27 protein-coding genes are annotated in these 26,314 nt (G+C 34.2%); 19 read left to right on the top strand and 8 right to left on the bottom strand.

Annotated elements, in window-relative coordinates; all coding sequences use genetic code 11:
• Positions 1-125: 125 nt before the first annotated feature.
• The 12 genes from C1X07_RS06840 (at position 126) to C1X07_RS06785 (ending at position 11,242) form a co-directional block, all read left to right on the top strand.
• Positions 126-665 carry a YceD family protein gene (locus C1X07_RS06840; RefSeq protein WP_103069235.1) on the top strand — a complete coding sequence of 180 codons (540 nt, stop codon included), beginning with the start codon at positions 126-128 and terminating at the stop codon, positions 663-665.
• A 10-nt stretch (positions 666-675) separates the two neighbouring features.
• Positions 676-873 carry a 50S ribosomal protein L32 gene (gene rpmF / locus C1X07_RS06835; protein WP_103069234.1) on the top strand — a complete coding sequence of 66 codons (198 nt, stop codon included), beginning with the start codon at positions 676-678 and terminating at the stop codon, positions 871-873.
• Between the two features lie 173 nt (positions 874-1,046).
• Positions 1,047-2,042: a beta-ketoacyl-ACP synthase III gene (locus tag C1X07_RS06830; protein ID WP_103069233.1), complete on the top strand. Its 996-nt coding sequence runs from the start codon at positions 1,047-1,049 to the stop codon at positions 2,040-2,042.
• A 27-nt stretch (positions 2,043-2,069) separates the two neighbouring features.
• The gene (gene accB / locus C1X07_RS06825; protein WP_103069232.1) at positions 2,070-2,573 is read left to right on the top strand and encodes an acetyl-CoA carboxylase biotin carboxyl carrier protein; all 504 of its coding nucleotides are present in this window, start codon (positions 2,070-2,072) and stop codon (positions 2,571-2,573) included.
• A gap of 90 nt (positions 2,574-2,663) precedes the next feature.
• The gene (gene accC / locus C1X07_RS06820) at positions 2,664-4,007 is read left to right on the top strand and encodes an acetyl-CoA carboxylase biotin carboxylase subunit (protein WP_103069231.1); all 1,344 of its coding nucleotides are present in this window, start codon (positions 2,664-2,666) and stop codon (positions 4,005-4,007) included.
• Positions 4,008-4,159: 152 nt separating this feature from the next.
• Entirely contained in the window at positions 4,160-4,837 is a 678-nt protein-coding gene (locus C1X07_RS06815; RefSeq protein ID WP_128755213.1) for a hypothetical protein, read from the top strand.
• 10 nt (positions 4,838-4,847) lie between these two features.
• The gene (locus tag C1X07_RS06810) at positions 4,848-6,590 is read left to right on the top strand and encodes a hypothetical protein (protein ID WP_103069229.1); all 1,743 of its coding nucleotides are present in this window, start codon (positions 4,848-4,850) and stop codon (positions 6,588-6,590) included.
• Position 6,591: 1 nt separating this feature from the next.
• Positions 6,592-7,944 carry a hypothetical protein gene (locus tag C1X07_RS06805; RefSeq protein ID WP_103069228.1) on the top strand — a complete coding sequence of 451 codons (1,353 nt, stop codon included), beginning with the start codon at positions 6,592-6,594 and terminating at the stop codon, positions 7,942-7,944.
• A 5-nt stretch (positions 7,945-7,949) separates the two neighbouring features.
• Positions 7,950-9,062, top strand: coding sequence for an NAD(P)/FAD-dependent oxidoreductase (locus C1X07_RS06800; protein ID WP_103069227.1), 1,113 nt, complete (start codon positions 7,950-7,952; stop codon positions 9,060-9,062).
• Between the two features lie 9 nt (positions 9,063-9,071).
• Positions 9,072-9,752, top strand: coding sequence for a monofunctional biosynthetic peptidoglycan transglycosylase (mtgA, locus tag C1X07_RS06795; protein WP_241507221.1), 681 nt, complete (start codon positions 9,072-9,074; stop codon positions 9,750-9,752).
• A gap of 4 nt (positions 9,753-9,756) precedes the next feature.
• Positions 9,757-10,212 (top strand): 3-oxoacyl-ACP synthase, encoded by a 456-nt coding sequence (locus C1X07_RS06790; protein ID WP_103069613.1) that lies wholly within the window; start codon positions 9,757-9,759, stop codon positions 10,210-10,212.
• 97 nt (positions 10,213-10,309) lie between these two features.
• The gene (locus C1X07_RS06785) at positions 10,310-11,242 is read left to right on the top strand and encodes an alpha/beta fold hydrolase (protein WP_103069225.1); all 933 of its coding nucleotides are present in this window, start codon (positions 10,310-10,312) and stop codon (positions 11,240-11,242) included.
• On the opposite strand, the gene C1X07_RS06780 is transcribed toward C1X07_RS06785, so the two are convergent.
• A complete protein-coding gene (locus C1X07_RS06780; protein WP_103069224.1) occupies positions 11,235-11,588 on the bottom strand; it encodes a hypothetical protein in 354 nt (117 codons plus the stop codon). The genes C1X07_RS06785 and C1X07_RS06780 overlap by 8 nt on opposite strands.
• A 147-nt stretch (positions 11,589-11,735) precedes the next feature.
• On the bottom strand, positions 11,736-13,421 hold the full coding sequence (recJ, locus tag C1X07_RS06775; RefSeq protein ID WP_103069223.1) for a single-stranded-DNA-specific exonuclease RecJ: 1,686 nt from the start codon (positions 13,419-13,421) through the stop codon (positions 11,736-11,738).
• A gap of 126 nt (positions 13,422-13,547) precedes the next feature.
• Here recJ and C1X07_RS06770 point away from each other — a divergent pair, with 126 nt between their 5' ends.
• Positions 13,548-14,138: a carboxymuconolactone decarboxylase family protein gene (locus tag C1X07_RS06770; protein ID WP_103069222.1), complete on the top strand. Its 591-nt coding sequence runs from the start codon at positions 13,548-13,550 to the stop codon at positions 14,136-14,138.
• Between the two features lie 123 nt (positions 14,139-14,261).
• Here the strand turns inward: C1X07_RS06770 and C1X07_RS06765 are convergent, their stop codons facing one another.
• From C1X07_RS06765 to C1X07_RS06745, 5 genes are read right to left on the bottom strand one after another with little or no spacing between them, the layout of a single operon-like run.
• Entirely contained in the window at positions 14,262-14,960 is a 699-nt protein-coding gene (locus C1X07_RS06765; protein ID WP_103069221.1) for a M50 family metallopeptidase, read from the bottom strand.
• A complete protein-coding gene (locus C1X07_RS06760; protein ID WP_103069220.1) occupies positions 14,944-15,294 on the bottom strand; it encodes a HopJ type III effector protein in 351 nt (116 codons plus the stop codon). Before C1X07_RS06760 ends, C1X07_RS06765 begins: the two co-directional genes overlap by 17 nt.
• Before the next feature lie 3 nt (positions 15,295-15,297).
• Positions 15,298-15,969 carry a 16S rRNA (cytidine(1402)-2'-O)-methyltransferase gene (rsmI, locus tag C1X07_RS06755; protein ID WP_103069219.1) on the bottom strand — a complete coding sequence of 224 codons (672 nt, stop codon included), beginning with the start codon at positions 15,967-15,969 and terminating at the stop codon, positions 15,298-15,300.
• Positions 15,969-16,313 (bottom strand): DoxX family protein, encoded by a 345-nt coding sequence (locus tag C1X07_RS06750; protein WP_103069218.1) that lies wholly within the window; start codon positions 16,311-16,313, stop codon positions 15,969-15,971. Before C1X07_RS06750 ends, rsmI begins: the two co-directional genes overlap by 1 nt.
• Positions 16,314-16,322: 9 nt before the next feature.
• Complete coding sequence (locus C1X07_RS06745) at positions 16,323-17,132, bottom strand: hypothetical protein (protein WP_103069217.1); 810 nt, start codon at positions 17,130-17,132, stop codon at positions 16,323-16,325.
• Between the two features lie 104 nt (positions 17,133-17,236).
• Here C1X07_RS06745 and C1X07_RS06740 point away from each other — a divergent pair, with 104 nt between their 5' ends.
• From C1X07_RS06740 to C1X07_RS06725, 4 genes are all read left to right on the top strand, one after another.
• The gene (locus C1X07_RS06740) at positions 17,237-17,884 is read left to right on the top strand and encodes a thymidine kinase (RefSeq protein WP_103069216.1); all 648 of its coding nucleotides are present in this window, start codon (positions 17,237-17,239) and stop codon (positions 17,882-17,884) included.
• Entirely contained in the window at positions 17,877-18,989 is a 1,113-nt protein-coding gene (alr, locus tag C1X07_RS06735) for an alanine racemase (protein WP_103069215.1), read from the top strand. The genes C1X07_RS06740 and alr overlap by 8 nt, the downstream gene beginning before the upstream one ends.
• Positions 18,990-19,087: 98 nt before the next feature.
• Positions 19,088-19,507, top strand: a complete 420-nt coding sequence (mscL, locus tag C1X07_RS06730; protein WP_103069214.1) for a large conductance mechanosensitive channel protein MscL — start codon at positions 19,088-19,090, stop codon at positions 19,505-19,507.
• A gap of 237 nt (positions 19,508-19,744) precedes the next feature.
• Positions 19,745-20,737 carry an aspartate-semialdehyde dehydrogenase gene (locus tag C1X07_RS06725; RefSeq protein ID WP_103069213.1) on the top strand — a complete coding sequence of 331 codons (993 nt, stop codon included), beginning with the start codon at positions 19,745-19,747 and terminating at the stop codon, positions 20,735-20,737.
• A gap of 79 nt (positions 20,738-20,816) precedes the next feature.
• Here the strand turns inward: C1X07_RS06725 and C1X07_RS06720 are convergent, their stop codons facing one another.
• The gene (locus C1X07_RS06720; RefSeq protein WP_103069212.1) at positions 20,817-23,363 is read right to left on the bottom strand and encodes a M14 family zinc carboxypeptidase; all 2,547 of its coding nucleotides are present in this window, start codon (positions 23,361-23,363) and stop codon (positions 20,817-20,819) included.
• 195 nt (positions 23,364-23,558) lie between these two features.
• On the opposite strand from C1X07_RS06720, the gene C1X07_RS06715 reads away from it, so the two are divergent.
• Positions 23,559-23,927: a DoxX family membrane protein gene (locus C1X07_RS06715; RefSeq protein ID WP_103069211.1), complete on the top strand. Its 369-nt coding sequence runs from the start codon at positions 23,559-23,561 to the stop codon at positions 23,925-23,927.
• 202 nt (positions 23,928-24,129) lie between these two features.
• Complete coding sequence (locus tag C1X07_RS06710; RefSeq protein ID WP_103069210.1) at positions 24,130-26,298, top strand: prolyl oligopeptidase family serine peptidase; 2,169 nt, start codon at positions 24,130-24,132, stop codon at positions 26,296-26,298.
• Positions 26,299-26,314 lie beyond the last annotated feature (16 nt).

Raw genomic sequence — 26,314 nt, 5'->3', positions numbered from 1 at the left:
TCCTTAAACAAACAAAGACTAACAATCTGATATAATTTTGTTTACAAAAATACTTTCATAACGATTTTTTATTATCTTTGCACCCGCCTTTATCAAATTGATAGGCACTTGAAACTGATGATGAAATGAAACAACTTAAAGAGTATACTATTCCTTTTGTTGGGCTGAAGCAAGGATTACACCAGTTTGAGTATCAAATTGACAATGCGTTCTTTGAACATTTTGAGTATGATGAGTTTAATGCATCTGCAGTAAAAGTTGATCTGGAGTTCAATAAAAAAACAACAATGTTGGAACTTCAATTTAAAGCAACGGGAACTGTTAATGTAAATTGTGATCTCACTAACGAACCATTTGATTTACCTATTAAAAATGATTTTTTTTTAGTAGTAAAATTTGGAGATGAATATAATGATGAGAATGAAGAACTTCTTATTATTCCTCATGGAGAATATGAAGTTAATATTCATCAATATGTTTATGAACTACTTGTTCTTGCCATCCCTCCGAAAAGAGTTCATCCTGGTGTAGAAAACGGCACATTAGAGTCCGATATACTTGAAAAATTAGAAGAATTAAGTCCAAAAGAGAAAAAAATAGTAGATGACAATGAGGAGACAGATCCTCGTTGGGATAAATTAAAAAACTTATTAAACGATAAATAATAGCTAAGCAATGGCACATCCTAAGAGAAAAATATCGAAAACCAGAAGAGATAAAAGAAGAACGCATTATAAAGCTACTGCTCCGCAAATTGCTACTGATCCTACAACAGGAGAAGCACATTTGTACCACAGAGCACACTGGCACGAAGGTAAATTATATTACCGTGGTCAAATAGTTATCGACAATACTGAAGAAGAAGTAGCGTAAGGATACTGTTAAAATTTCAAAGAGAGCTCTCACATTTGTGAGAGTTTTTTTGTTTTTAGTTGAATATGTGTCAAAATCCAGTTATTTTGCGCCATATTTGTGTATAATTTAGTAATTTCAACGAATTTTTAAGCACAATTTTGTGTTATAGTTCGTGAAACTAAAACTAAGATATGAGTAAAATCACAGCCGCTATTACAGCTGTAGGCGCTTATGTGCCAGACTACGTGTTAACCAATGATATATTAGCAACCATGGTTGACACCAACGACGAATGGATTACCAGTCGTACAGGTATTAAAGAACGTAGAATACTTAAAGATCAAGATAAAGGAACATCTTTCTTAGGTATAAAAGCGGCAGAAGATTTGATCGCCAAAAGAAATCTCGACCCAAAAGAGATTGATATGGTGATCTTTGCTACCGCTACTCCAGATCTTCCTGTTGCTGCAACAGCAGCGTATGCCGCTTCCCAAATCGGAGCAACCAATGCATTTTCTTATGACTTACAAGCTGCATGTTCCAGTTTTTTATATGGAATGTCTACTGCCGCAAGTTATATTGAATCTGGTAGGTATAAAAAAGTATTAGTAATAGGAGCAGATAAAATGTCCTCGATTATTGATTATACAGACCGTACTACTTGCATCATTTTTGGTGATGGTGGCGGAGCTGTACTTTTTGAACCCAACCAAGAAGGCTTGGGGCTACAGGACGAGTACCTTCGTACAGATGGTGTAGGAAGAGAATTCCTGAAAATCGAAGCTGGTGGATCTATACTACCTCCATCAGAAGAAACAGTAGCCAATAGACAACACTTTGTTCAGCAAGACGGAAAAACTGTATTTAAATATGCAGTTTCTAATATGGCTGATGCCAGTTCAAAGATTATGGAACGTAATAATCTAACTGGTGAAGATGTAGATTGGCTAATTGCACATCAGGCAAATAAACGTATAATAGATGCTACAGCCAAAAGAATGGAACTAAATGAGGACAAGGTTCTCATGAATATTCAACGATATGGTAATACTACCTCAGCCACATTACCATTATTGTTACATGATTATGAAAAACAACTCAAAAAAGGAGACAATGTAGTATTTGCCTCTTTTGGAGGAGGTTTCACCTGGGGTTCCATTTATCTAAAATGGGCCTATAATTCCTAAACAACTAAAACACACAATACCCACATTATGGATTTAAAAGAAATTCAGAATTTAATTAAATTCGTAGCTAAATCAGGAGCTAGCGAAGTAAAGTTAGAAATGGATGACATTAAAATCACCATTAAAACTGGATCAGAAGATAGTAAAGAAACAACAATTGTACAGCAAATACCCGTTGCTGGTACAGTAACATCTCAGCAACCTGTTGCTCCTGCGCAAACAACTCCTGTAGCAACAACACCTGCTGCTACCGGAACAGAAGAACAAAGTGCTACCGAAGATGATTCTAAATACATAACTATCAAATCTCCAATTATTGGAACTTTTTATCGAAAACCGTCGCCAGACAAGCCTACATTTGTAGAAGTTGGTGATTCGATAAAAGAAGGTGATGTACTTTGTATCATCGAAGCGATGAAGCTTTTCAATGAGATAGAAAGTGAAGTCTCTGGTAAAATTGTAAAAGTATTAGTCGACGATTCTTCTCCCGTAGAATTTGATCAACCACTATACTTGGTAGACCCATCATAACCAAATTTTAAAATTCCAATACACAACTCCATAAATTCAATTATTTTGAATGTGGAGCTTGGAATTTGAGATTTTTAAATTTAAAAAGTTATGTTTAAAAAAATTCTAATTGCAAATAGAGGTGAGATTGCCATGCGAGTGATCAGAACCTGCAAAGAAATGGGGATAAAATCGGTTGCTGTGTATTCTACAGCCGATGCAGAAAGTTTACATGTGCGTTTTGCAGATGAAGCAGTTTGTATTGGACCTGCCCCTAGTAATGAATCTTATCTTAAGATGTCAAATATTATAGCTGCTGCAGAAATTACAAATGCAGATGCTATCCACCCAGGCTACGGCTTCCTGTCTGAGAATGCTAAGTTCTCTAAGATATGTGAAGAACATGAGATAAAATTTATTGGAGCTAGTGCCGAGATGATTAACAAAATGGGGGACAAAGCCTCTGCTAAAGCAACTATGAAAGCTGCTGGAGTACCAACCATCCCAGGTAGTGAAGGTATACTCGATTCTTTTGAAGAAACAGAAAAACTAGCAGATGAAATGGGATACCCTGTGATGCTAAAAGCTACTGCCGGTGGTGGTGGTAAGGGTATGCGTGCTGTATGGAAAAAAGAAGACCTGAAAAAATCATGGGATAGCGCTCGTCAAGAAGCAGCTGCAGCATTTGGTAACGATGGGATGTATATGGAAAAACTCATAGAAGAGCCACGCCATATCGAAATTCAAGTCGTTGGAGACAGCAATGGTCGAGCTTGCCATTTATCAGAAAGAGATTGTTCTGTACAACGTAGACACCAAAAACTTACAGAGGAAACTCCCTCGCCATTCATGACAGATGAATTGCGTAACAAAATGGGAGAAGCAGCAGTAAAAGCTGCAGAATTTATTAAGTATGAAGGAGCAGGAACGGTAGAGTTTTTGGTTGATAAACACCGAAATTTCTACTTCATGGAAATGAACACCCGTATCCAGGTAGAACACCCTATTACAGAGCAAGTTGTTGACTATGACTTGATTAGAGAACAAATATTAGTTGCTGCTGGGGTACCTATTTCTGGTAAAAACTATTTCCCGCAGTTGCATTCTATAGAATGTAGAATTAATGCTGAAGATCCATATAAGGATTTTCGCCCTTCTCCAGGTAAAATTACCAATTTACACATCCCTGGTGGACATGGCGTAAGAGTAGATACTCATGTATATAGTGGATATATCATTCCGCCTAATTATGATTCTATGATTGCAAAATTGATTACCACTGCGCAAACGCGTGAAGAGGCAATCAACAAAATGAAAAGAGCATTAGACGAATTTGTTGTTGAAGGAATAAAAACTACAGTTCCTTTTCATAGGCAACTTATGGATAATCCTGATTATGTAGCTGGTAACTATACCACTAAATTTATGGAAGATTTTGAAATGGAAGAGGCTTAATACCTGTCTTTTTTGTTTTTTCGAATAAAAAATGCCTCCCTGAAAACAGGGGGGCATTTTTCACTTAAAAACGTGTTCTTTTTATCCTTTTTTAGTTGCATTTTTGTACTCCCCTTGAATCTCAATCTTCATTAAAAACTAAAAGACTAATTATGCTAAAAAAACAAATAGCAAAACTTTTAACAGTAATAGCACTCTTGTCTCTTACATCTTGTTTTGAAGTACTTGAAGAAGTAAATGTTAATAAAGATGGTTCAGGAGATTTTACTCTTACCATAAACCTAAGCCAAAGCAAATCCAAGATCAAATCTATAATGCTTTTGGACAGCATAAATGGTCATAAAGTACCATCAAAAGAAGACCTTAAAGAGGGGATGATAGAAGTAGTAAATTATCTAAAAAATTCTGAAGGGATCTATAATATTACCAAAAAAGAAGATTATGAAAACTATGTGTTTTCTGTTAGTTGCTCTTTTAAAAACATTAAGAGTATAAATAATCTGACCAAAGAGGTACTCAATAAACAGAAAGTAAAGATTGGATCATATAACTCATATAAATATGATAATATAAGCAGTGAGTTTATTAAAAAATACAGCTACGATCCAGAATTACTAAGACAATACAACAAACTATCAAACGACAATAAAAAAATCTTTGAAAATGCTTCATACACTAGCATTTATAGATTTGAGAAAGAAATTCGATCTGTTTCAAACACGGCAACAAAGGTCTCTAAATCAAAAAAAGCGACCATGCATAGAGTCAATGCAATAGATTTAATAAACGGCAAAGCAACACTCACCACCAAAATCCAATTAGCAAAATAATTACTTAATAATGAATAAATTCTATCTATTTACCATTGTACTGCTTAGTGCAATACACATAAGTGCTCAAGACCTAGCTAGCAAAATACCTAAAGAAGTATACGCTGTAGCCTCTTTAAAAGGAGAAAACCTTACAGAACTTTTTCCTATTGAAGAGTTTGACAAAACTACTCCTGGAAAAGAAATAATCAAAGAAGTATCGAGGAAAGGAAAAATTCATAGCATTGCAGAATTAGGTGTTGATATTGCTTCTACAGGCTATTATTTTTACCAGGTAACAGATAGTATTAGGTATCATTGTTCATTGATCCCTATAAATGATGTTAATCAATTCGAATCGCTTATTCATGAATCAGAAAACATTAAAGAGATTAAAGGAGTAAAAGCCTTTTATAAAAATCATGATAAAAATTCTGTCATAGCATGGAACGATCAAATGATGCTATTTGTTCATGGGCAGATATCTAAATCCTATTTTTCTAATAATGAAGTAAGAAAAAGATATAACTTATCAATAAAAGAAAATGGTGATAAGGAGTCTCCGGTTGAATACAGAAGTTATGAGATTTTTGAAAACAGATCTCAAAAAAGAGAAATAGCTTTTCAATTTATCGAAAGCAAAATTGATCAGATTTTCAACAAACCTTTTTCACAGCAACAATCTATATTCTCCAATGCAGATTATACAAAATCCCGTGATAAAAATGCTGAATTCTCCATATGGATTTCAGATATTATGGAGATATATTCTGATATTTTAAAAGAAGCAGATATGGGTCGCTATTCAGAGTTGTTCTATAATGGTATGAACCCTGCAAAATTCGGAACCCAAGGGCTTTCTGGACACCTGTATGCCGAAAAAGATGAGCTAAAAGCTAGCATTGTTTATCATATGGATAATAAAATGGCGGCTAGAATGAAGAAAGTATATAGCGGTTCTTTAAACAAGAAATTCCTTAAATATATTAGCGAAGAAGAAATTCTAGGTTATGCTTCTTATGCAATAGACACCGAAAAATTCTTGGTAGAATATCCTAAAATGGTAAAAAACAGCCTAGGTGGACTTTTTGAGACTGAAGCAGATATTATTACAAATCTAATTTCGGTGATATTAGACGAAAAAGCAATAGGAAAAGTTATTAAGGGAGATGCCTTATTTTTAATGTATGATCTCTCTGATAAAGAAGTTACATATAAAACCTACGAATACGACGAGGACTATAAATATACCGAGGTAGAAAAAACAAAAACTGAAACTATCCCGGATTTTCTACTACTATTGTCTTCTGATGATACAAGTTTACTCAAAAAAATACTTAAGTTTAGCCAGGAAAAAGGATTTGCATCATACAAAAACGGAATATACACGATTACTCACAGAGAGTTTCCAACAGAGATCTACGCTAAGATTGAAAATGGTATAATATCTATAGGAACCTCATTAGAGAGAATCAAAAAAGCAGGTAATACGCCCGTCAAGATCTCGAAAAAGCATAGACAAATTTTGCAAAAAAGCTCTAGTAGTATTTATATAAATACTAAAGAAGTAGTTGGAATAGCCAAAAATTTTGAAAGGAGTAATAGAGGTAAGAAAAAATTAGATTATGTATTTAACAATGTAGAAGACATCCAGTTGACCACTTCCAAAATTAAAAACAATAACATGACCTTAGAGCTAAAAATGGGAGTACCAACAGGGCATGCTAATGGATTAAAATATCTAATCACTCTTCTTGAAGAGATCGATAAGTAATATGAAAAAATATAAAATTGTCATCACAACAGCACTACTAATCCTATTGGTAGTGTTTGTTGTTTTATATAAAAATTGGCAGAGACAAGCCTATAAAGAAGTAGTGCACGCAGATGCAACAACTATAATAAAAGTAGACGTTAATGAATTGATGAAAACTTTGGCTTGGGATTTTGTCGGGAATATGGAGTATTACTCTTCAAAAGAAGAGGATTCAATATCAGGAGAAAAAAGTGACGGCAAAGGAATCAATATTCCGGCAAGTGTATTTTTATATACCGTTCCAAAAGCATCAAATACAATCTTTTGTACCCTAAAAATTTCGGACTCAACACAGGCAATCTCTTATTTAAGCAAAACACTGGGAGCCTCTCACGAAGTAAAAAGAGAAGGTTTCTATCAAAAGACAAACAAAAAGAAAACCATCTCAATTGCGCAATTAGACAAAACAGTTGTTATTGCGCTCTCCTACAAAAAAGAAGATGTTTCAAAAGTATTTGAAGAGATTTTGATTCATAAAAAATACATGGTACCGACTCACCATCTGTTACAACAACTAATAAATGAAGAGCACCATATAAGTATTGCGGGAAGAAAAGAAATGATGCTACATCTGGATGGTAAAGATGGGGTGATAGAACTTACAGGTAGTTTTAATAACTCAAGTGAAATTATATTTAACAAGTCCTCAAAAGTGCCTTCATTTTCAAATAACAAGTGTATTCAGATGTATATGTCTGGAAAACCCAAAAATAAGTTGTCTTTATCAAAAATATTTGGAAAAGAGATAAACTGGGGAACAACCACTCTAGCTACAGATTCTATAACCCAACATTTCAATGACCTTATAACGTTTCAATTAGGAGGTACTACTTTTCAGAAAGACAGTATCATAACTTATGAGTACAATGATGACTTTGAAAAAGTACCTGTAGTGTCTTTAAAAGAAAAAACGGTTCCAAACATGTCGCTTAGTATTACGGCAGATAGCACAAATACTATTGAGAGATATCTAAAAAACAGCCGAGTTATTGATAAAAATCAATTTGTAAAAGAAATTCCTTTTTATCAGTTCTATGCAGCGCAAAAAGAAAACAAATTCATAGTAAGTACTTCAAAAGAGTTTTCATTACCTTTCCAAAAGACAGAAATGTCGACGGATTTTTTTAGAATACAGGTACATATTGATCAACTAATAAAAGAAAATCATTTCCCTATTATCAATTCGTATATCTCTTCTATGAATTCTATAGATATAAAAGCAAAAAACAACGATACAAAGACAATACATTTAGAAGGAATTATTACTTTTAAAGAACGGACTATAAACGCTTTTACGCAGATATTTAAATGAGATAAATGTCATTAAGTTATTGGGAATATAAAACTTGGTTATCTAATATTGATTTTACAATTGTCGGTAGCGGAATTGTTGGGCTTAGCTGCGCGTTTCAATTAAGAAATAAATTTCCGAAAGCAAAAATTCTTATCCTAGAGAGAGGGATATTGCCTAATGGCGCCAGTACCAAAAATGCCGGTTTTGCCTGTTTTGGAAGCCTTTCTGAAATTCTGGACGATTTAAATTCTCATAGTGAAGAAGAGGTCTTGCAGCTAGTAAAAAAAAGGTACGATGGTCTTCAATTGTTAAGACAACATTTAGGAGATCAAACTATTGATTATATTCAAAACGGAGGCTATGAACTTTTTACAAAAGAAGATAAAGCTTTGTATGAAGAATGCCTTTCAAAGAGAGAACAGATCAACAAACTGCTAAAGCCAATTTTTAAAGACGATGTCTTTGATCTAAGCGCTAATTATTTCCATTTTAACACTATCCAACCTCAATACGTTATAAATCAATTCGAAGGTCAAATCGACACAGGAAAAATGATGGATGCTTTATTAAAAAAAGTACAATCTTCTGGGATAAGGATTTTAAACAACTGTACGGTTGAAGCTCTTAATGATGACAACTCTTCTGTTCATATAAAAACTAACCGATTTACGTTTTCTACAAACAAAATAGTAATCGCCACAAATGGTTTTGCTTCTCAATTGGGGATTAAAGGAGTAAAACCTGCCAGAGCCCAGGTTCTTATTACTCATCCTATAGACAATTTACAGATCAAAGGAACGTTTCATCTAGAAAAAGGGTACTACTATTTTAGAAATATTGATAATCGAATTCTTTTTGGGGGCGGTAGAAACTTAGATTTTAAGGCTGAAGAAACTACTGATCTTGCTCAAACAGAATTAATACAACAAAAGTTAGAAGATCTTTTATCCCAAATAATTTTGCCTAATACCAGATTTGAAATTGATCATCGATGGAGTGGGATCATGGGAGTTGGAGATCAAAAACAATCTATTATCAAACAACTATCTCAAAATGTTTTTTGCGGTGTGCGCCAAGGTGGAATGGGCGTAGCAATAGGAAGTTTAGTTGGTGCAGAGTTAGCAGATCTTTTATAAGTTAATCAAATCATGAAAAAACTCTTTCGCTTTATTACCAAAAGCTGTATTGTCTTTATCATACTAAGCGTTCTTTGGGTATTTCTATACAAATGGATTAATGTTCCTGGTACCCCATTAATGGTAATTCGAAAGCTACAATCAAAAAACAAATACACGATTAGACACCAATGGAAACCCCTATCCAAAATCTCTAAAACATTACAACTTGCAGTTATTTGTAGTGAAGACCAGCGATTCATTGAGCATCATGGTTTTGACAAAAAAGCAATTCAAAAAGCAATGATTGAATATAAATCAGGAAAACGATTAAGAGGAGCCAGTACCATTTCTCAACAAACTGCCAAAAATGTTTTTCTATGGCCTCATCGTAGCTGGGTAAGAAAAGGGTTAGAAACTTATTTTACCTTTTTGATCGAAACGTTTTGGAGTAAAGAACGTATTTTAGAAATTTACTTAAACAGTATAGAAATGGGCAATGGGATTTATGGTGCACAAGCCGCTGCTCAATTTTGGTTTAATACCAATGCTGCTGGATTAAAAAGAGATGAAGCGGCTGCAATCGCAGCTATTCTACCAAATCCTAATCGATTTTTGGCTAATCCCGCTTCAAAGTATACCGAAAAAAGAAAAAAATGGATCATCGTACAAATGCGTAATTATGGCCCGTTAATACTTGATAAGAAATAAAAATATGAACCCTGAAAAGATAAAAAAAGAGCTTTTAATACAATGCCAAAACTATGTAGACCAAAGGCTAAAAAGGATTCAACATACTATTTCTGATATTCAGGAATCTTTAACCTCAGAAACTAAAAGCAGCGCTGGGGATAAGCATGAAACAGGTCGGGCTATGTTACAATTAGAACGTGAAAAAGCCGGAAAACAACTGGCTGAGATCCAAAAGCTACAAGAGGTTTTATCAAAGATCTCCATCACTCATTCTAATCATATTCGACTAGGAAGTTTAATCTCTACTTCGCAAGCTAATTATTTTATAAGTATTTCTGTCGGAAAACTAATTGTGGAGAAAGATTCATTTTTTGCTGTTGCTGCCAATTCTCCAATAGGAAAATTACTTCTAGGAAAAACCGTTGGAAGTAATTTTAGCTTTAATAACAATCAAATCACCATAAAGAAAATCCATTAATTACAAAAATGGCAGTGCCGCAAATATTCTTAAAATTAGTACGTTAATCCATTTAAATGAATTTAAGTAAATTGCTATCACATAAATCATTATAATAATGAAGAAGATTTCGATATTAGCCCTTCTTGGTATACTCCTTTTTTCGTGCAAACCGTATCAAAACACTAAAATCAGAAAAAATCAGATTACATATGAAGATTTTAGGGTAGATCAACGTACTTTCCCTTCTGATGATGGTATTATTAAGTATATAGATAAAGGAAATGGTCCTGCAATTGTACTTCTTCACGGAGTACCAACCTCGGGGTGGTTATATCGTAAAATGATTAAGCCGTTGGTTGCAAATGGATATCGTGTAATTGTACCCGATATGCTGGGCTTTGGTTCTAGTGATTCTCCCGAAGGCTTTGAGATTTATAATGCAGAAAATCATGCCAAAAGATTATTACAACTTATGGATGCATTAGGAATAGATACCTGGTCTCATGTAATGCATGACGCAGGTGGATTATGGACATGGGAACTTATGAAACAAGCTCCTGATAAAATTGAAAACCTAATTGTACTAAATACTATTATTTATGAAGCCGGATTCTATCCTCCTGTAAGAATGAAACCGGGAGGGTTGGCAAAAACAGCAATGTGGGGCTATAGAAATGGAGTTACTACAAATACCTTGCTTAAAGGTTTGTTTAATCAAGGTCTCAAAGAAAATGTTCTAAATGTTCTGGATGTTGAAGGGTATAAAACTCCTTTGTTAGAAGGAAAAACACATGGCATGTACTATTTTTATAGTCAGACATGTAATGAATTACCTGATTATTCTGATGTTTTTGAAAATATAGATATCCCCGTTACCGTTATATGGGGAATACATGATACCATGCTACAATGGCCTCCACAACAATCTAAAGCTGCCAATGCACTTAAAGTAGATCAGGAAGATATTCATTTTATAGACGAAAAACATTTTTTGCAGGAAACTAAGGCGAGTGAAATCACATATAAAATTATTGATTTCCTTAATTAAGAGGCAGATTTTTAAACCAATCCTGCAACTCTACTCGATAGATTGTACCATTAATTAACTCTTGAATTTGATGAAGCTCATCTCTATTTACAGCAAGGTCTATCTTATCTGAAGGAGTTCTTAATAATAACGTCCTACATTGTTGTGGACTATTGCATTGATTACAGCACTGTGACTCAATTGTAACAGTACATGAATTTGAAAAATCCTTTAATTCATTTAAAGTCAATAAAAATCCAATGTCTCTAAAAACCAATTGAACTTTGGAAATAGGGTTTTGCTTTTCTTGCTTCCAGAAAAAAGAAATACCTAGTTCATTACTGTAAATTTTATCTATAGCGTTCATTTTGAATCTATCTTTACTTCAAAAATAATACTATTTATAATAAATCTAAATAAAAACAAGATTAAATATTGTTAAATGTCCAGATGATAGTAGAATCTACACTAATTGATTAACCATTACCTTACAAATACTACGAGATCTAAAAAATCAATTAATATCTTTTAGCTTTAATTGTAAAGATACTTCTCCATTCCATTCGTTTTCATCTATTGTATATGCAGCTTTTATTCTTTGTCCTTGAGCAATCAGGTTACATTTTGAACCAAGATTAAAACCAATTGCTCCAATAGCAACCTTATTTTTCTGCACTTTACATTTAAGATGCTTTTCATCGGCTCCCACGCCTTTTCCATATCCTGTATCAGTTAACCCTTCTGTCATAAAAACTGGAGACATATTTCCTGGACCATGAGGTGCAAATTGCTTTAAAATACGATAAAATTTGGGTGTGATTTGATCCAATTCTATTTCCATATCTACAGTTACCTCGGGGACTAGTAGTTTTTTATCAATAGTTGAGGACACTTCTTCTTCAAACTTTTGTTTAAAGGGTTCATATTGTTCTTCTAACAAGGTTAATCCGGCTGCATATTTGTGTCCTCCAAATTGCTCTATATAATCAGAGCATGCCTCTAATGCATTATATACATCAAATCCTTTTACAGATCTGGCCGAAGCGGCTAATGTGGAACCACTTTTTGTAAATACTAAAGTCGGACGATAATAAGTTTCTGTTAATCGTGAAGCTACAATTCCTATCACGCCCTTATGCCAGCTTTCTTCATATACCACAGTGGTTAATCTATCTTCTTCATTGTTTTGTCGTATTTGCTCCAATGCTTCTTGGGTAATTCTTTTATCTGCATCTTTCCTTTCACTATTATACAGCTCTATTTCTGCTGCATATTGCAATGCCGTTTCAAGATTTTCTTCTGTCAATAAATTAACAGCATGCAGTCCATGTTTCATTCTTCCAGCGGCATTAATTCTAGGAGCAATCATAAATACTACATCTGTTATCGTTAAACTTTTCTTTTTAACTTCAGATAGCATTGCTTTAAAGCCTATTCTGGGATTCATATTAATAACTTGTAATCCATAATACGCCAGAGTCCGGTTCTCCCCGGTTATTGGCACAATATCTGCTCCAATTGCCGTAGCCACAAGATCTAAATACAATACCAGATCATCTATAGTCTGATTTTGACCTACTGCTAGTGCCTGAATTAATTTAAAGCCCACTCCACATCCGCATAACTCCTTATAAGGATAGTCACAATCCTGCCGCTTAGGATCCAGAACTGCAACCGCTTCTGGGATCTTGCCTCCTGGTCTGTGATGATCACAAATAACGAAGTCTATCCCTTTAGATTTGGCATACGCAACTTTATCAATAGCCTTAATCCCACAATCTAATGCTATGATCAAAGAAATATCATTATCATCTGCATAATCAATTCCTTTATATGAAACACCATATCCTTCTTCATATCGATCTGGAATATATGTAGTAATCTGCGAAGACAGCGTCTTTAGATATGAAGATAATAATGCCACCGATGTAGTGCCATCTACATCATAATCTCCATAAACCATTATGTTTTCATTGTTATCAATTGCTTTTTGAACCCTAATAACTGCCAGATCCATATCTTTCATTAAAAAAGGATCGTGGAGCTCTTCTAAAGAGGGTCTAAAAAAACTTTTTGCCTGATCAAAAGTTTCAATTCCTCGTTGCACCAATAACGTAGCAATTATTGTATCTACATTAAGAGCCTCTGCTAAACGCTGTATTGTTGATGTATCAGGTTTGGGTTGTAGTATCCATCTCATTAATATGGTAAATTCTGGAATTAAAAAATCCAAAGTACAAAAAACATAACGACCCCTCCTAATTTGCCATTAGTTTTGTATTTTGGTTTGCTCAAAAATTTAATATTTAATATCTAAAAAAAATATATGGCATTAGTTACTCCCTTACCCGCTAACCATGATCCTGCAACCAAAGAGTTAGCAGAATTTTTTAATGAAACATTAGGCTTTTGCCCTAATTCGGTACTTACAATGCAAAGAAGACCTGCTATTTCAAAAGCATTTATAAATCTCAACAAGGCTGTTATGGCAAATGAAGGTCGAGTAACCTCGGCTCTCAAACGTATGATTGCCTGGGTAAGTAGTAATGCTACAGGATGTAGATACTGCCAGGCACATGCTATTAGAGCTGCAGAACGATATGGAGCAGAACAAGAACAATTAGATAATATCTGGGAATATAAAACCCATCCAGCTTTTAGTGATGCAGAACGTGCTGCACTTGATTTTTCTCTTGCCGCTTCTGTTATCCCAAATGCTGTAGATGATCAAATAAAAGAGGAATTATACAAACACTGGGATGAAGGTGAAATTGTAGAAATGCTAGGCGTAATTTCTTTATTTGGATACTTAAATCGTTGGAATGACTCTATGGGTACAACAGTAGAAGAAGGTGCTATAGAATCTGGAGAACAATATCTTGGCAAACATGGTTGGGAAAAAGGAAAACATGTTTAACCTCTTTTGATTAAGTCTAAAAAATACATTTTATCAAACCTTCTAGCGCTTAAAAACTCTAGAAGGTTTTTTTATAAATAATTTTTAGACTAACTCGATTGTTGCCAGCAATAGCAAATCATATTATTTTTTAAAATAAAACTGAAAACTCTTCCAAAGTAAATAGACACTTATCAAAACAATTAATATTGCCCAGATCCAATAGGTTCCAATAGTATTCTCGGCAATTGCCTGGGTGTCTGAAATCTGAATTGCACCATCTCTTTCAAATTCTTTTGTAAACAAGTAATCCAACTGAAGATATGTACTTAGTACAGATTGCAAACCTAAAAATAAGATAGTAACTACCTCTAGTTTTTGGTTTTTGAATAAAGTAATTGCTATCAAAAAAATCACAAATGAGATAAGTACTGCAATTCCCCAAAATGATCGAATCCATAAAATCAAGGAAAGTATTATCACTCCAATCAGGACCCTTAATGCTATTCTTGCACTTTTATGGGATTTACCACTAATAATAAGCATGGCTCCTGTAATTGCAGGTCCTAATAAACCTCCTGCCGCAACCAATGCATTTGCTATAGAAAGAGGCATATAACCATTGGTAATTGTATAATACGCCACACCACCACCATTTTCATAAATCTCGAGATATTTAAAACTTCCACCCACGAGTATGGCAGTAAGCCCATGCCCCATTTCATGAAACCAGGTTCCTAATAATATAAATGGAAATTGAATCCATCCAAAATAAGGTAGTTGCCATAATACAAATACAACTATAGCCACTATAAAAATGGTATACTTATATCTGTTTCTCAAATAATGCTTGTTTTTTAAACGAAACCCCAGTCCATCCCGTTTTCATAAAATTTCGAATATTTTGATGATCTTCTCCCTCTGGGTGTTCAAGTACATCTATTCTATAATAATTTCCAAAACAGAATAAAGTCTCTTCTTCTGTCAAATCATTTAGTTTAGCAAAATAAAACAACTTACAAGAACCCGAATTTTGCCCTTCTTCATTGCTTAGGGTTCCATTCTCAAAAGCTGTAGCAGCAAAGTCATAACTTTCTTCAATTGTGTTCATGGTATCTTCAAAAGAAACCTCTTCTGGAGTTGTTTTTAATTTTCTAAAAAAATCTGATATTTTCATAGGTTATTTTTTTCCGCTTATAACAATAACTATTTCACCTTTTGGAGGTTTTTTTTCGAAGTGTTTCATCACTTCTTCGACACTACCCCGAATGGTTTCTTCGTGTAGCTTACTTAATTCTCTTGATACAGAAGCTTGTCGATCTGCCCCAAAATACTCAACAAAATTATTTAATGTTTTAACCAGTTTATGAGGGGATTCATAAAAAATCATCGTTCTGGTTTCTTCTGATAAGAGCTTTAATCTTGTTTGTCTACCTTTTTTTGCTGGTAAAAATCCTTCAAAAACAAACTTATCATTAGGCAAACCACTATTAACCAAAGCCGGGACAAAGGCTGTTGCTCCTGGCAGGCACTCTACTTCTACTTTATTTTCTACACATGCTCTGGTTAGCAAAAAACCGGGATCACTTATCGCTGGAGTTCCAGCATCACTAATCAAAGCAATAATTTCACCTCCTTGTAATTTTTGAATAATGCGATCTACGGTTTTATGTTCATTATGCATATGATGACTTTGCATCGGCGTTGTTATCTCGAAGTGCTTCAATAATTTTCCACTAGTACGTGTATCTTCGGCTAGTATCAAATCTGCAGCTTCGAGAACTTTAATCGCTCTAAAAGTCATATCATCAAGATTACCAATAGGTGTAGGGACTAAGTATAATTTTGACATTAGGGTCTTATTTTTTTTCCGACAATATAGGATATTATAAGGATTACAATTGCATATACAGATAACCCTACAGGGTGTCCTGCATAATAATGAGCCAAACTGGCTAGAACCAAATCAAAGAAAATACCGGCATATGCCCACTCTTTAATCCATTTTATTTTATTGGTAAGAATTGCTATTACTCCTAATACTTTGGCTATTGCCAGAGGTATTACAATATAAGTTGGGTAATTAAAGTTTTTAAAAAAACCTTCTACCATTTCGGTTTTAAAAAAATACATCTGTGCAGAATACAATAGTATTGCACATAAAGCCCCTGTAGCAATCCAGTATATAATTTTCATAACTTAGTATTAATGATCAAATTTACTAAGAACTATATTCATAAAACGTTCTTCATATTCCTCCTTATCTTTCCAGTTATTATAATCAGGTTTTATCATTGTAGTGATAAACTCTTCTGCTTCTTTTTTACCTCTGAGGGTACTCAATTGAGACAATACCCGATTATAATCCGAAGCATTTCCTTCAAAAAGATATTTAATAAAAGCCAATCGATCATTTAATCCAATATGAATTTCTTTTCTAAGCTGATCGTTAAGAGATTTGGGTCGTTCATCATTATCTATTTTATCAGAAAAAGAAATATCCTGAGCCGTGGGAGTAACATCATCCTTGTCATTTTTTTCAAATGAATCTTGTGATACTACAGGTTCAGAAAAATCTACTCCTTCTTTTGTAACTGCAGTTGCAGGAACAAAAAGATCCTCTGTAACTCTTGCATTGATTTCTTCTATTATAATTTCGGGCTTACTTTCTACAACAGTCTTATCCTTTTCTTCTTCCTTCTTCTCAAGTACTTCTATAGAGTTTTCCTCTAACTTTTCTTCTTCTACAGGATGGGTAGGTTCTGGAGCAATAATCTCTTCTACTTCTTGTTTTACTTCCTTTAATTCTGCTGGCTCATTTGTGTCTAAAACGGCTCTAATCTGACCAATGGTAGGCTGTGGTCCTGCAAAATGCGATTCGGAAAAGCTAAGAATAGTTAACTTCTCATATAACTCCCTAGCTTCTTCTTGTAATCTTGGTATAGTAGCCTTGTCTTTAAGCTGTAGGATTCTATGAGCAATACTTATAAGTTCTGCTTCCAATTTCTTCTTCATAACTTTCTTATTCGTTTATAATACTGCTTTTTGTTTTTTAATAAATTTACCCCATCTTTAGAGTAAGGTGAAGGGAATTCTTAATAGATGCTGAAAAATACAAAATGTTTCTCGAAAATACAGTAAATCATAAAGAGCAATTTGGGTGGATTGAAGTAATCTGTGGTTCTATGTTTTCAGGTAAAACTGAAGAATTGATTCGTAGATTAAAGCGTGCTCAATTTGCCAAACAAAATGTAGAAATTTTTAAACCCGCTATTGATATTCGTTATGACGATGAAATGGTTGTCTCTCATGATTCTAATGAGATTCGTTCGACACCTGTTCCCGCAGCCGCCAATATAAGAATCCTGGCAGACACCTGTGATGTAGTTGGAATTGACGAAGCGCAATTTTTTGATGATGAGATAGTGGCTGTTTGTAACGATTTAGCGAATAAAGGAATACGTGTTATAGTCGCTGGATTAGATATGGATTTCAAAGGAAATCCCTTTGGCCCTATGCCTGCATTAATGGCTACTGCAGAGTATGTTACCAAAGTACATGCTGTTTGCACCAGAACAGGTAATCTTGCACAATTTAGTTATAGAAAATCCACAAAAAACGATTTAGTCCTATTAGGAGAAACCGAAGAGTATGAGCCTTTAAGTCGTGCCGCATATTTTAAAGCCATGCTAAAAGAAAAAGTAAAACATATACAGGTTAAAGACCCAAAAGAAATATCCAAAAAACCGGAAAAATCAGATGAGTAGTATAAAAGAAACTGTTCTGCAAATCAATCTGGCTCATCTAACTCACAATTTTAATTATTTAAAAAGTAAGGTTAATCCAGGAGTTAAAATTTTAGCAGTCGTTAAAGCTTCGGGTTATGGTAGTGACGCATCTATAATTGCAAAACATCTTGAAAAAGCAGGAGCAGATTACTTTGCTGTTGCCTATGTTTCTGAAGGAATTACCCTTCGAAAATCTGGAGTAAAAACACCTATTCTGGTATTGCATCCACAGCCTGTAAATTTTAAAAAATTAATTGAATACCAGTTACAACCCAGTCTATACAGCTCCAGAGTTCTTAGTGCGTTTATAGAAACAGCCGCAGAACAAAATCAAAAGGACTATCCTGTTCATATCAAATTTAATAGTGGATTAAATAGAATTGGATTTTCCAAAAATGATGTTGAGCATATCCTTGATACTCTTCATAAAACAAAAGCCATTAAGGTGGCTGCTCTTCTTTCTCATCTGGCGGCTAGTGAAGATGCTACAGAAAAAGAATTTACGATAAAACAAATTAACTCCTTTAAAGAAATGACTACGCAGATGATTGATAAACTAGGGTATACTCCTATTCTTCATCAATCTAACACCTCTGGAATTCTTAATTATCCCGAGGCACATTTTGATATGGTACGTGCCGGGATAGGGCTATATGGATATGGCAATGATGCAAAATATGACTCTGAATTAAAACCAGTAGCAGGTTTAAAATCAGTAATCTCACAAATTCATGAATTAGAGCCAGGAGAGTCATTAGGGTACAACAGGGCATTCATTGCTTCAGAATTCACCAAAACTGCCACAATACCAATTGGACATGCCGACGGAATTAGCAGACAATATGGAAACAAAAAAGGTTTTGTGACTATTCAAAATAAAAGAGCTTATATCATTGGTAATGTATGTATGGATATGATCATGGTGGATGTTACCGATATTGATTGTAAAGAAGGAGATGAAGTTGTTATTTTTGATTCTAATTCGAGTGCTGCTCAAGTAGCAGAAATCTCTGGAACCATTTCTTATGAGTTACTCACCGCAATTTCCCCTAGAGTAAAACGTGTTGTTATCGATGATAATTGATTTTTAACGAAAAGGTCATTAGTATTATATGCTGTTGGATTAATTTCTCAATTTTTTGTTAAATTAGTACACTACTAACTATTAAAACATACTTAATTATGGGATTTTTTAAAGATTTTAAATCCTTCCTGTTAAAAGGAGATATTGTTGCACTGGCTACAGCTGTTGTAATCGGAGGAGCATTTAACAAAATTGTTGGCTCTGCAGTTGCAGATATTATAATGCCTGTCATTGGTGTTATTACTGGAGGAACTGATTTTACTCAAAAATTTATTGCTCTAGACGGCGGTGAATACGCAACTCTTGCCGCTGCTAAAGAAGCTGGAGCGGCAGTAATGACCTATGGTAATTTAATCCAGGCAATAATTAATTTTATTATTGTTGGTTTGTTTATTTTTATGGTACTCAAAGCTTATGAAAAATCCAAGAAAAAAGAAGAAGAAGAGGCTCCAGCAGCACCAGCTGGACCAACTCAAGAAGAGTTATTAGCAGAGATAAGAGATTTGCTTAAAAAATAAAAACTCAACATCATAAATGAATTATCTATAGCTACCGCTATACTACATATTCTAACAGTAAACCGCCCAGAAACAGGGCGGTTCTTTTTTACAAATTGTTACATATATAACAATTAATACTATTTTCTATATTTTTTTACTTAAATGCTTGTTGTCTAGGAAATATTCCTCAAATTTGTATGAATTTAAAAAGTGTTTGACGTTCGCATATGCGAAAATGAAAATAAATATAAACTGATGAAAGTAGCTGTAGTAGGTGCTACCGGTCTGGTAGGAACCGTAATGTTAAAAGTATTAGAAGAAAGAAATTTTCCGGTAACAGAATTAATTCCTGTAGCCTCTGAACGGTCTGTTGGAAAACAGATTTCGTATAAAGGTAAAGATTTTTCTGTAGTAGGTCTTACTACTGCCATTGAGATGAAACCAGATGTTGCTCTTTTCTCTGCAGGAGGAAGTACCTCACTAGAATGGGCTCCAAAATTTGCCGAAGCAGGAATTACAGTAATCGATAATTCATCTGCCTGGAGAATGGACGCTACAAAAAAATTAGTAGTCCCAGAAATCAACGCCAAAAGTTTAACTGCAGATGACAAAATCATTGCCAATCCTAATTGTTCTACTATACAATTAGTAATGGCTTTAGGTCCATTACATGAAAAGTATAAAATAAAACGTGCAATTGTTTCTACCTATCAGTCAATTACCGGAACTGGAGTAAAAGCGGTTCAACAATTAGAGAATGAGTATGCAGGTGAAAAAGGAGAGATGGCTTATCCATATCCTATTCACCGTAATGCTATTCCGCATTGTGATGTGTTTCAGGAAAATGGGTATACCAAAGAAGAAATGAAATTGGTGAACGAAACTCAAAAAATCCTTGATGACCGTACAATTGCTGTAACAGCAACTGCAATTCGTATTCCTGTGGTTGGAGGGCATAGTGAAAGTGTAAACCTTGAATTTGATCAGGAGTTTAAAGAAAATGACGTAAGACAAATTCTTAACGAAACATCAGGAGTAACAGTGCAGGACAACCCTGATACCAATACATACCCAATGCCTATTTATGCAGAAGGTAAAAATGATGTTTTTGTTGGTCGAATCAGAAGAGATCACTCTAGAGAAAATGCTTTGAATATGTGGATTGTAGCAGATAATCTACGTAAAGGAGCTGCTACCAATGCTGTACAAATCGGTGAATATCTGGTCGAAAATAATCTTATAGGATAATTACTATACAATAGAATAGATGTAACAAATCCCCTATTAATATTTACAATAGGGGATTTGTTATTTATTTCACTGTACATCACTCTTTTACATTGGGGATATCAATATGGTTTCCTAAAAATAATGCATTCAAAAATAAACGATTAGTCCCATACCAGGATCCTCTAAAATTAGGGTTGTCAGCAAACATAACAACACGCCCATTACCTAATTTGCTTACAATTAGAGAAGCAGAAGGCTTTAAATAGTTATTGTAATTGCTTACAGAAATATAACCATCAATATGTGCGTTATCTGTATATTTTGCTACTGTAGAGTATGGATTCTCACTTGGTGCAATAAACACTTCATTATTTTTATACACAGGAAGAGAGTTGTCTCTATATCCAAAACCTAATGGATGCGTAATATCCAAATCGACCTCAAAAATAGCACCCCCCAAACGTTCTCGACCTATATTCTCATCAGCATCTACATACGACAATCGTTTTGCCTCTTTACTTTTGATAGTATCTTTTTCTTTTTTAGTAAACTTTTCTTTAACAATCTTTTTATCAATAGCCCATTTACTAGCGTTGGCAATAGTAACCAAAGTATTTCCTTGTGATACCCAGTCTTTTATTTTTTTCTGTTGAAGGGAGTCTAATTGAGAATAATTACCAGACACCATCACTAATACATTGTATTTCTTTAAGGAGGCACGGTTAAAATAATTTAGTTTTAATTTGGTAATAGGCATGTGTACCCTAGTGTCTAGCAAATGCCACACCTCTCCAGCTTCATAAGAACGAACACCTTCACCCACTAGTAACATTGCTTTAGGCTTATCAAGTTTTCTAAAATTAGAGCTTCCCAGATCGATTCCTGATGTACTAAAACCCGAATTAACTGCATATACCGGAACACTAAATTTTCTCTGTGCTTCTTTTATAATTGTATACACCTCTGCACTATTTTTTTTCTGTTTACTCACAGGAATCATTACACTGCCATAATTAAAATCTTTTTTTCCCTCAGAGGTCACACTGCCAAATGGTTTAAATGCTGAAGCAGCTTTTATCCCTTTAGACTGCATAAAATATAAAGCCGCAGGAGCATTGTAATCATCCCAATCCATAATGTAAGCATAGTCAGATTTTGAAACTTTCGTAATATTAACTAATTCATCGGTAGAAATAATCTCTTGTCCCAAGTTCACAGATTTTACACCTTTGTATTTCATATTATAAAAATTCGCCAAACTCCATGCTGAAGCATCATAAAATACGCTATCCCGATATTTATTATAGGTCTCAAAAACGGTTTGTACCATACGTTGTTGAGGCTGCTTAACCGGTACAATAAATCTATCTCCATCCCTATATACTTTAATCTTATGAAGTAACAATTTATCAATAAAAGCCTTATTTCGATTTTGATCAAATGTGTCTCCAAATTCATAAGCACCATAGCTCTTGTTTAAAACAGTATGCGCTGCTGACTTAAAAAAATCCTGTTGGTACCTGCGAAGTTTTCCTTTATTTTCAACTGCTGCTTTTACTGTTGCAATACTGGATATATATTGATTTCTAATAGTAAAGGGAAATGATAAAGTGCCATAATCTGTGTCCTGTAAATGCCCCCTAGAACTTGCTTGTTCAAACAATAAAGCCAATGCCCCTTGTAAATCTGGATAAGAAGAACCATACCCGGGGTACGTACCATCAAACGCTTCTTTGGTAAAATAAAACGATCCAATATTATCCAAAGCTTCAGAAAAATATGGAGCAAACAAATTATTCAGTTCTTCATAATTCTTTTTGGGCATTATAGGATCTTGAGAGCCTATAGGTTTCATAGGTTCAAAAAAGTAAGTGCTATTCGTTCCCATTTCATGAAAATCAGTTACTACATTTGGATACCATTGATGATACCATTTTAATTTTCCTCGGCTTTCTGGATTAATCCCTAGTAACCAATCGCGATTAAGATCAAACCAATAATGATTAGTACGACCATATGGCCACATTTCATTATGTTCTATATCATAATTATCACTAACCAAAGGACTACCTTTAAATTGATTTGCCCATTGAGTGTGTCTATCACGACCATCAGGATTGATGGTTGGATCAATAAATATTACTGCATTTTTTATATAATTCTTCACCTCATCACTATTAGAAGCGATCAGGGTATATGCCATTAACATCGCGGCTTCAGAGCCAGAGGGTTCATTACCATGTACATTATACCCCAGCTGAACAAAAACGGGTACCTCATTATAATTAGCAGTCGACTTAGAAGGATCAGTAAATGCCAAGTGCTGCTGTTTTAACATAGATAGATTGTTCATGTTTTCTGGAGTAGAAACAGTAAGCATCACTAGCCTTCTATTTTCATGTGTTTTTCCATAATCCGTTAGTATTGCTTTATCCGAAACACTGGCGAGCTTAGCAAAATAAGCTACAATTTGATCATGGCGCGTATGTTGCTTTCCAATAGGGTATCCAAGAAATTCTTCTGGAGATGGGATTTCTGAATCAAAAGGTGTTTTATCTTTATAAAAATATTCTTGTGCATTAATAGAAATAGCAGAAAATACACAGATAACAAAAGTGAGGTTTAACAAATTTATTAGTTTCATTGGTTCCTGGTTAGAAGATTAATTATGAAAAAGCGACTAAAATTTTATGGGATAAAAAACAAATCAATGTATCACATTTACATTCGTGAAAGGTATTTTTTTAACTCTGGTTTTCCTCAACATTTGTAAGGTTTTTAACATTTTTTCTTCTAAATAATTGAATCTATTTAAAATTTAATCTAAAAAACCAGAAAAATGAATAAATTAATTTTAGCTTTAAAAATAGTATTAGGAGTGATGTTAGTAATTTTTGGAAGTAACAAATTTATCGGATTCATGCCTGTATTAGAATTTGCAAATCCAAACGCAAGTATTTTTTTTGGCGCGTTAAGCGATAGTTATGTTCTAAAAACTGTAGGAATTATCGAGGTTGTTGTCGGATTATTACTACTCACCAACCGTGCTATTCCTTTCTCATTAATACTATTAGCACCAATCTCTATAAATATTATTCTTTTCCATGCCACTCTAGATCCTGCAAATATTGGTCCTGGAGCCTTTGTTTTTCTTGTAAATGCTTTCTTGATTTTTAAAAACTGGGACAGCTATAAAACTCTTTTCTAAAACCAAAATTTTTCGTTTCTTACAGAAATTTCCGACTGCTCTTACATATTTATCCTACATAGTGCTAAACCCCAAAGCAATATGAGAAAAATGATATTTTCTTTATAGGTTATAATTTGTGGAGCAGTCTTTTTTATCTTTTCTTTAGCATTTATAGCAACATCTTTTGATAGATTTGCGAATTATATTAACTCATTACATCATGAAAAAAGCACTCTTTGTATTATCCATTGTTACTTTAACCATGGCTTGCAAGAACCAAATTAAAGAAGAACCCGCTAAAACTACTATAGCATTGAACTATCCAGAAACGAAAACAGTAGATACAGTAGATACCTATTTTGGCACACCAGTAAAAGATTCTTATCGCTGGCTAGAAGATGATCGCAGTAAGGAAACTAAAGATTGGGTCTCTGCCCAAAACAAAACCACTTTTGGTTATTTAGAAAAGATCCCTTTTAGAAAAGATCTTAAAAAACGTTTATCAGATCTTTGGAACTACGAAAAAGTAGGTTCCCCATTTAAAGAAGGTGATTATAGTTATTTTTATAAAAATGATGGTCTTCAAAATCAATATGTTATTTATCGGTTTAAGAACGAAGGAGATACTCCCGAGGTTTTTTTAGATCCTAATACCTTTAGCAAAGATGGTACAACATCATTAGGGGGAATGAATTTTTCTAAAAACGGAAAGCTTGTTGCTTATTCTATCTCTGAAGGCGGAAGTGACTGGCGTAAGGTAATTGTTAGAAATACTGAAACCAAAGAGATTGTTGGTGACACAATAATTGATGTTAAATTTTCAGGAATATCTTGGAAAGGAAATGATGGTTTTTATTATTCTAGCTACGATAAACCCAAAGGAAGTGAGCTTTCTGCTAAAACGGATCAGCACAAAGTATATTATCACAAATTAGGAACACCACAAAAAGACGATGTGTTGATTTATGGAGGAACACCAGAAGAAAAACACAGATATGTGGGTGCTAGTGTTACTGAAGATGATCAATACCTTATTATTTCTGCCAGTGTTTCGACTTCTGGAAACAAATTATTTATTAAAGATCTAAGTGGTCCTAATGGCAAATTAGTTACTATCATGGGCACTGCAGATAATGATACCTATGTCATAGAAAATGTAGGTTCCAAATTATATTTGGTTACTAATCTAAATGCTCCTAATCAAAAGGTTGTTACTGTTGATGCTTCTAATCCAACTCCAGAAAACTGGAAAGATTTTATTCCTGAAACAGAAAATGTATTGAGCCCTAATACTGGTGGAGGATATTTCTTTGCTGGGTATATGGTAGATGCTGTATCCAAAGTAATGCAATATGATTATGATGGAAAACTGATTCGTGAGGTAGCACTACCCGGGGTAGGAAGTGCAAATGGATTTGGTGCTAAAAAAGAAGAAAAAGAACTTTACTATTCCTTCACTAATTACAAAACACCTAATAGCATTTATAAATATAATATTGCAGAAGGAACTTCAGAATTATATCGCAAACCAAAAATAGATTTCAACCCTGAAAACTATGAAAGTAAACAGGTTTTTTATACTTCAAAAGATGGAACAAAAGTACCTATGATTATTACGCACAAAAAAGGTGTAGAACTCAATGGTAAAAACCCAACTATCTTATACGGTTATGGAGGGTTTAATGCTAGTCTAACACCTTCTTTTAGTATCGGCAATGCTGTATGGATGGAGCAAGGAGGAGTATACGCAGTTCCTAACCTAAGAGGTGGTGGTGAATATGGTAAAAAATGGCATGTTGCCGGGACTAAAATGCAGAAGCAAAATGTTTTTGATGATTTTATTGCTGCAGCAGAATATTTAATAGAAAACAAATATACATCCAGTGATTATCTTGCAATACGAGGTGGATCTAACGGAGGGTTACTTGTTGGTGCTACTATGACACAACGTCCAGACCTTATGAAAGTAGCGCTGCCGGCTGTGGGTGTTTTGGATATGCTACGCTATCACACATTTACTGCTGGTGCAGGATGGGCATATGATTATGGTACTTCTGAAGACAGTAAAGAAATGTTCGAATACATAAAAGCATATTCTCCTGTTCATAATGTAAAAGAGGGGGTACAGTATCCTGCCACTTTAGTGACCACAGGAGATCATGATGATCGTGTAGTACCTGCTCATTCTTTTAAGTTTGCAGCAGAACTTCAGTCAAAACAATCTGGAGATAACCCTACGCTAATTAGAATTGAAACCAATGCAGGTCATGGTGCAGGAACACCTGTAAGTAAAACTATTGAGCAATATGCAGATATATTTGGTTTTACACTCTACAATATGGGGTATGAAGTATTACCCGAAAAAGTTACAAGCGATGTAAAAGGTTAGGACTTTTTATTCGAAA

The organism is Aquimarina sediminis, assembly GCF_002895435.1.
GTDB lineage: Bacteria > Bacteroidota > Bacteroidia > Flavobacteriales > Flavobacteriaceae > Aquimarina > Aquimarina sediminis.
This window is presented reverse-complemented; position numbering and strand designations above follow the sequence as displayed.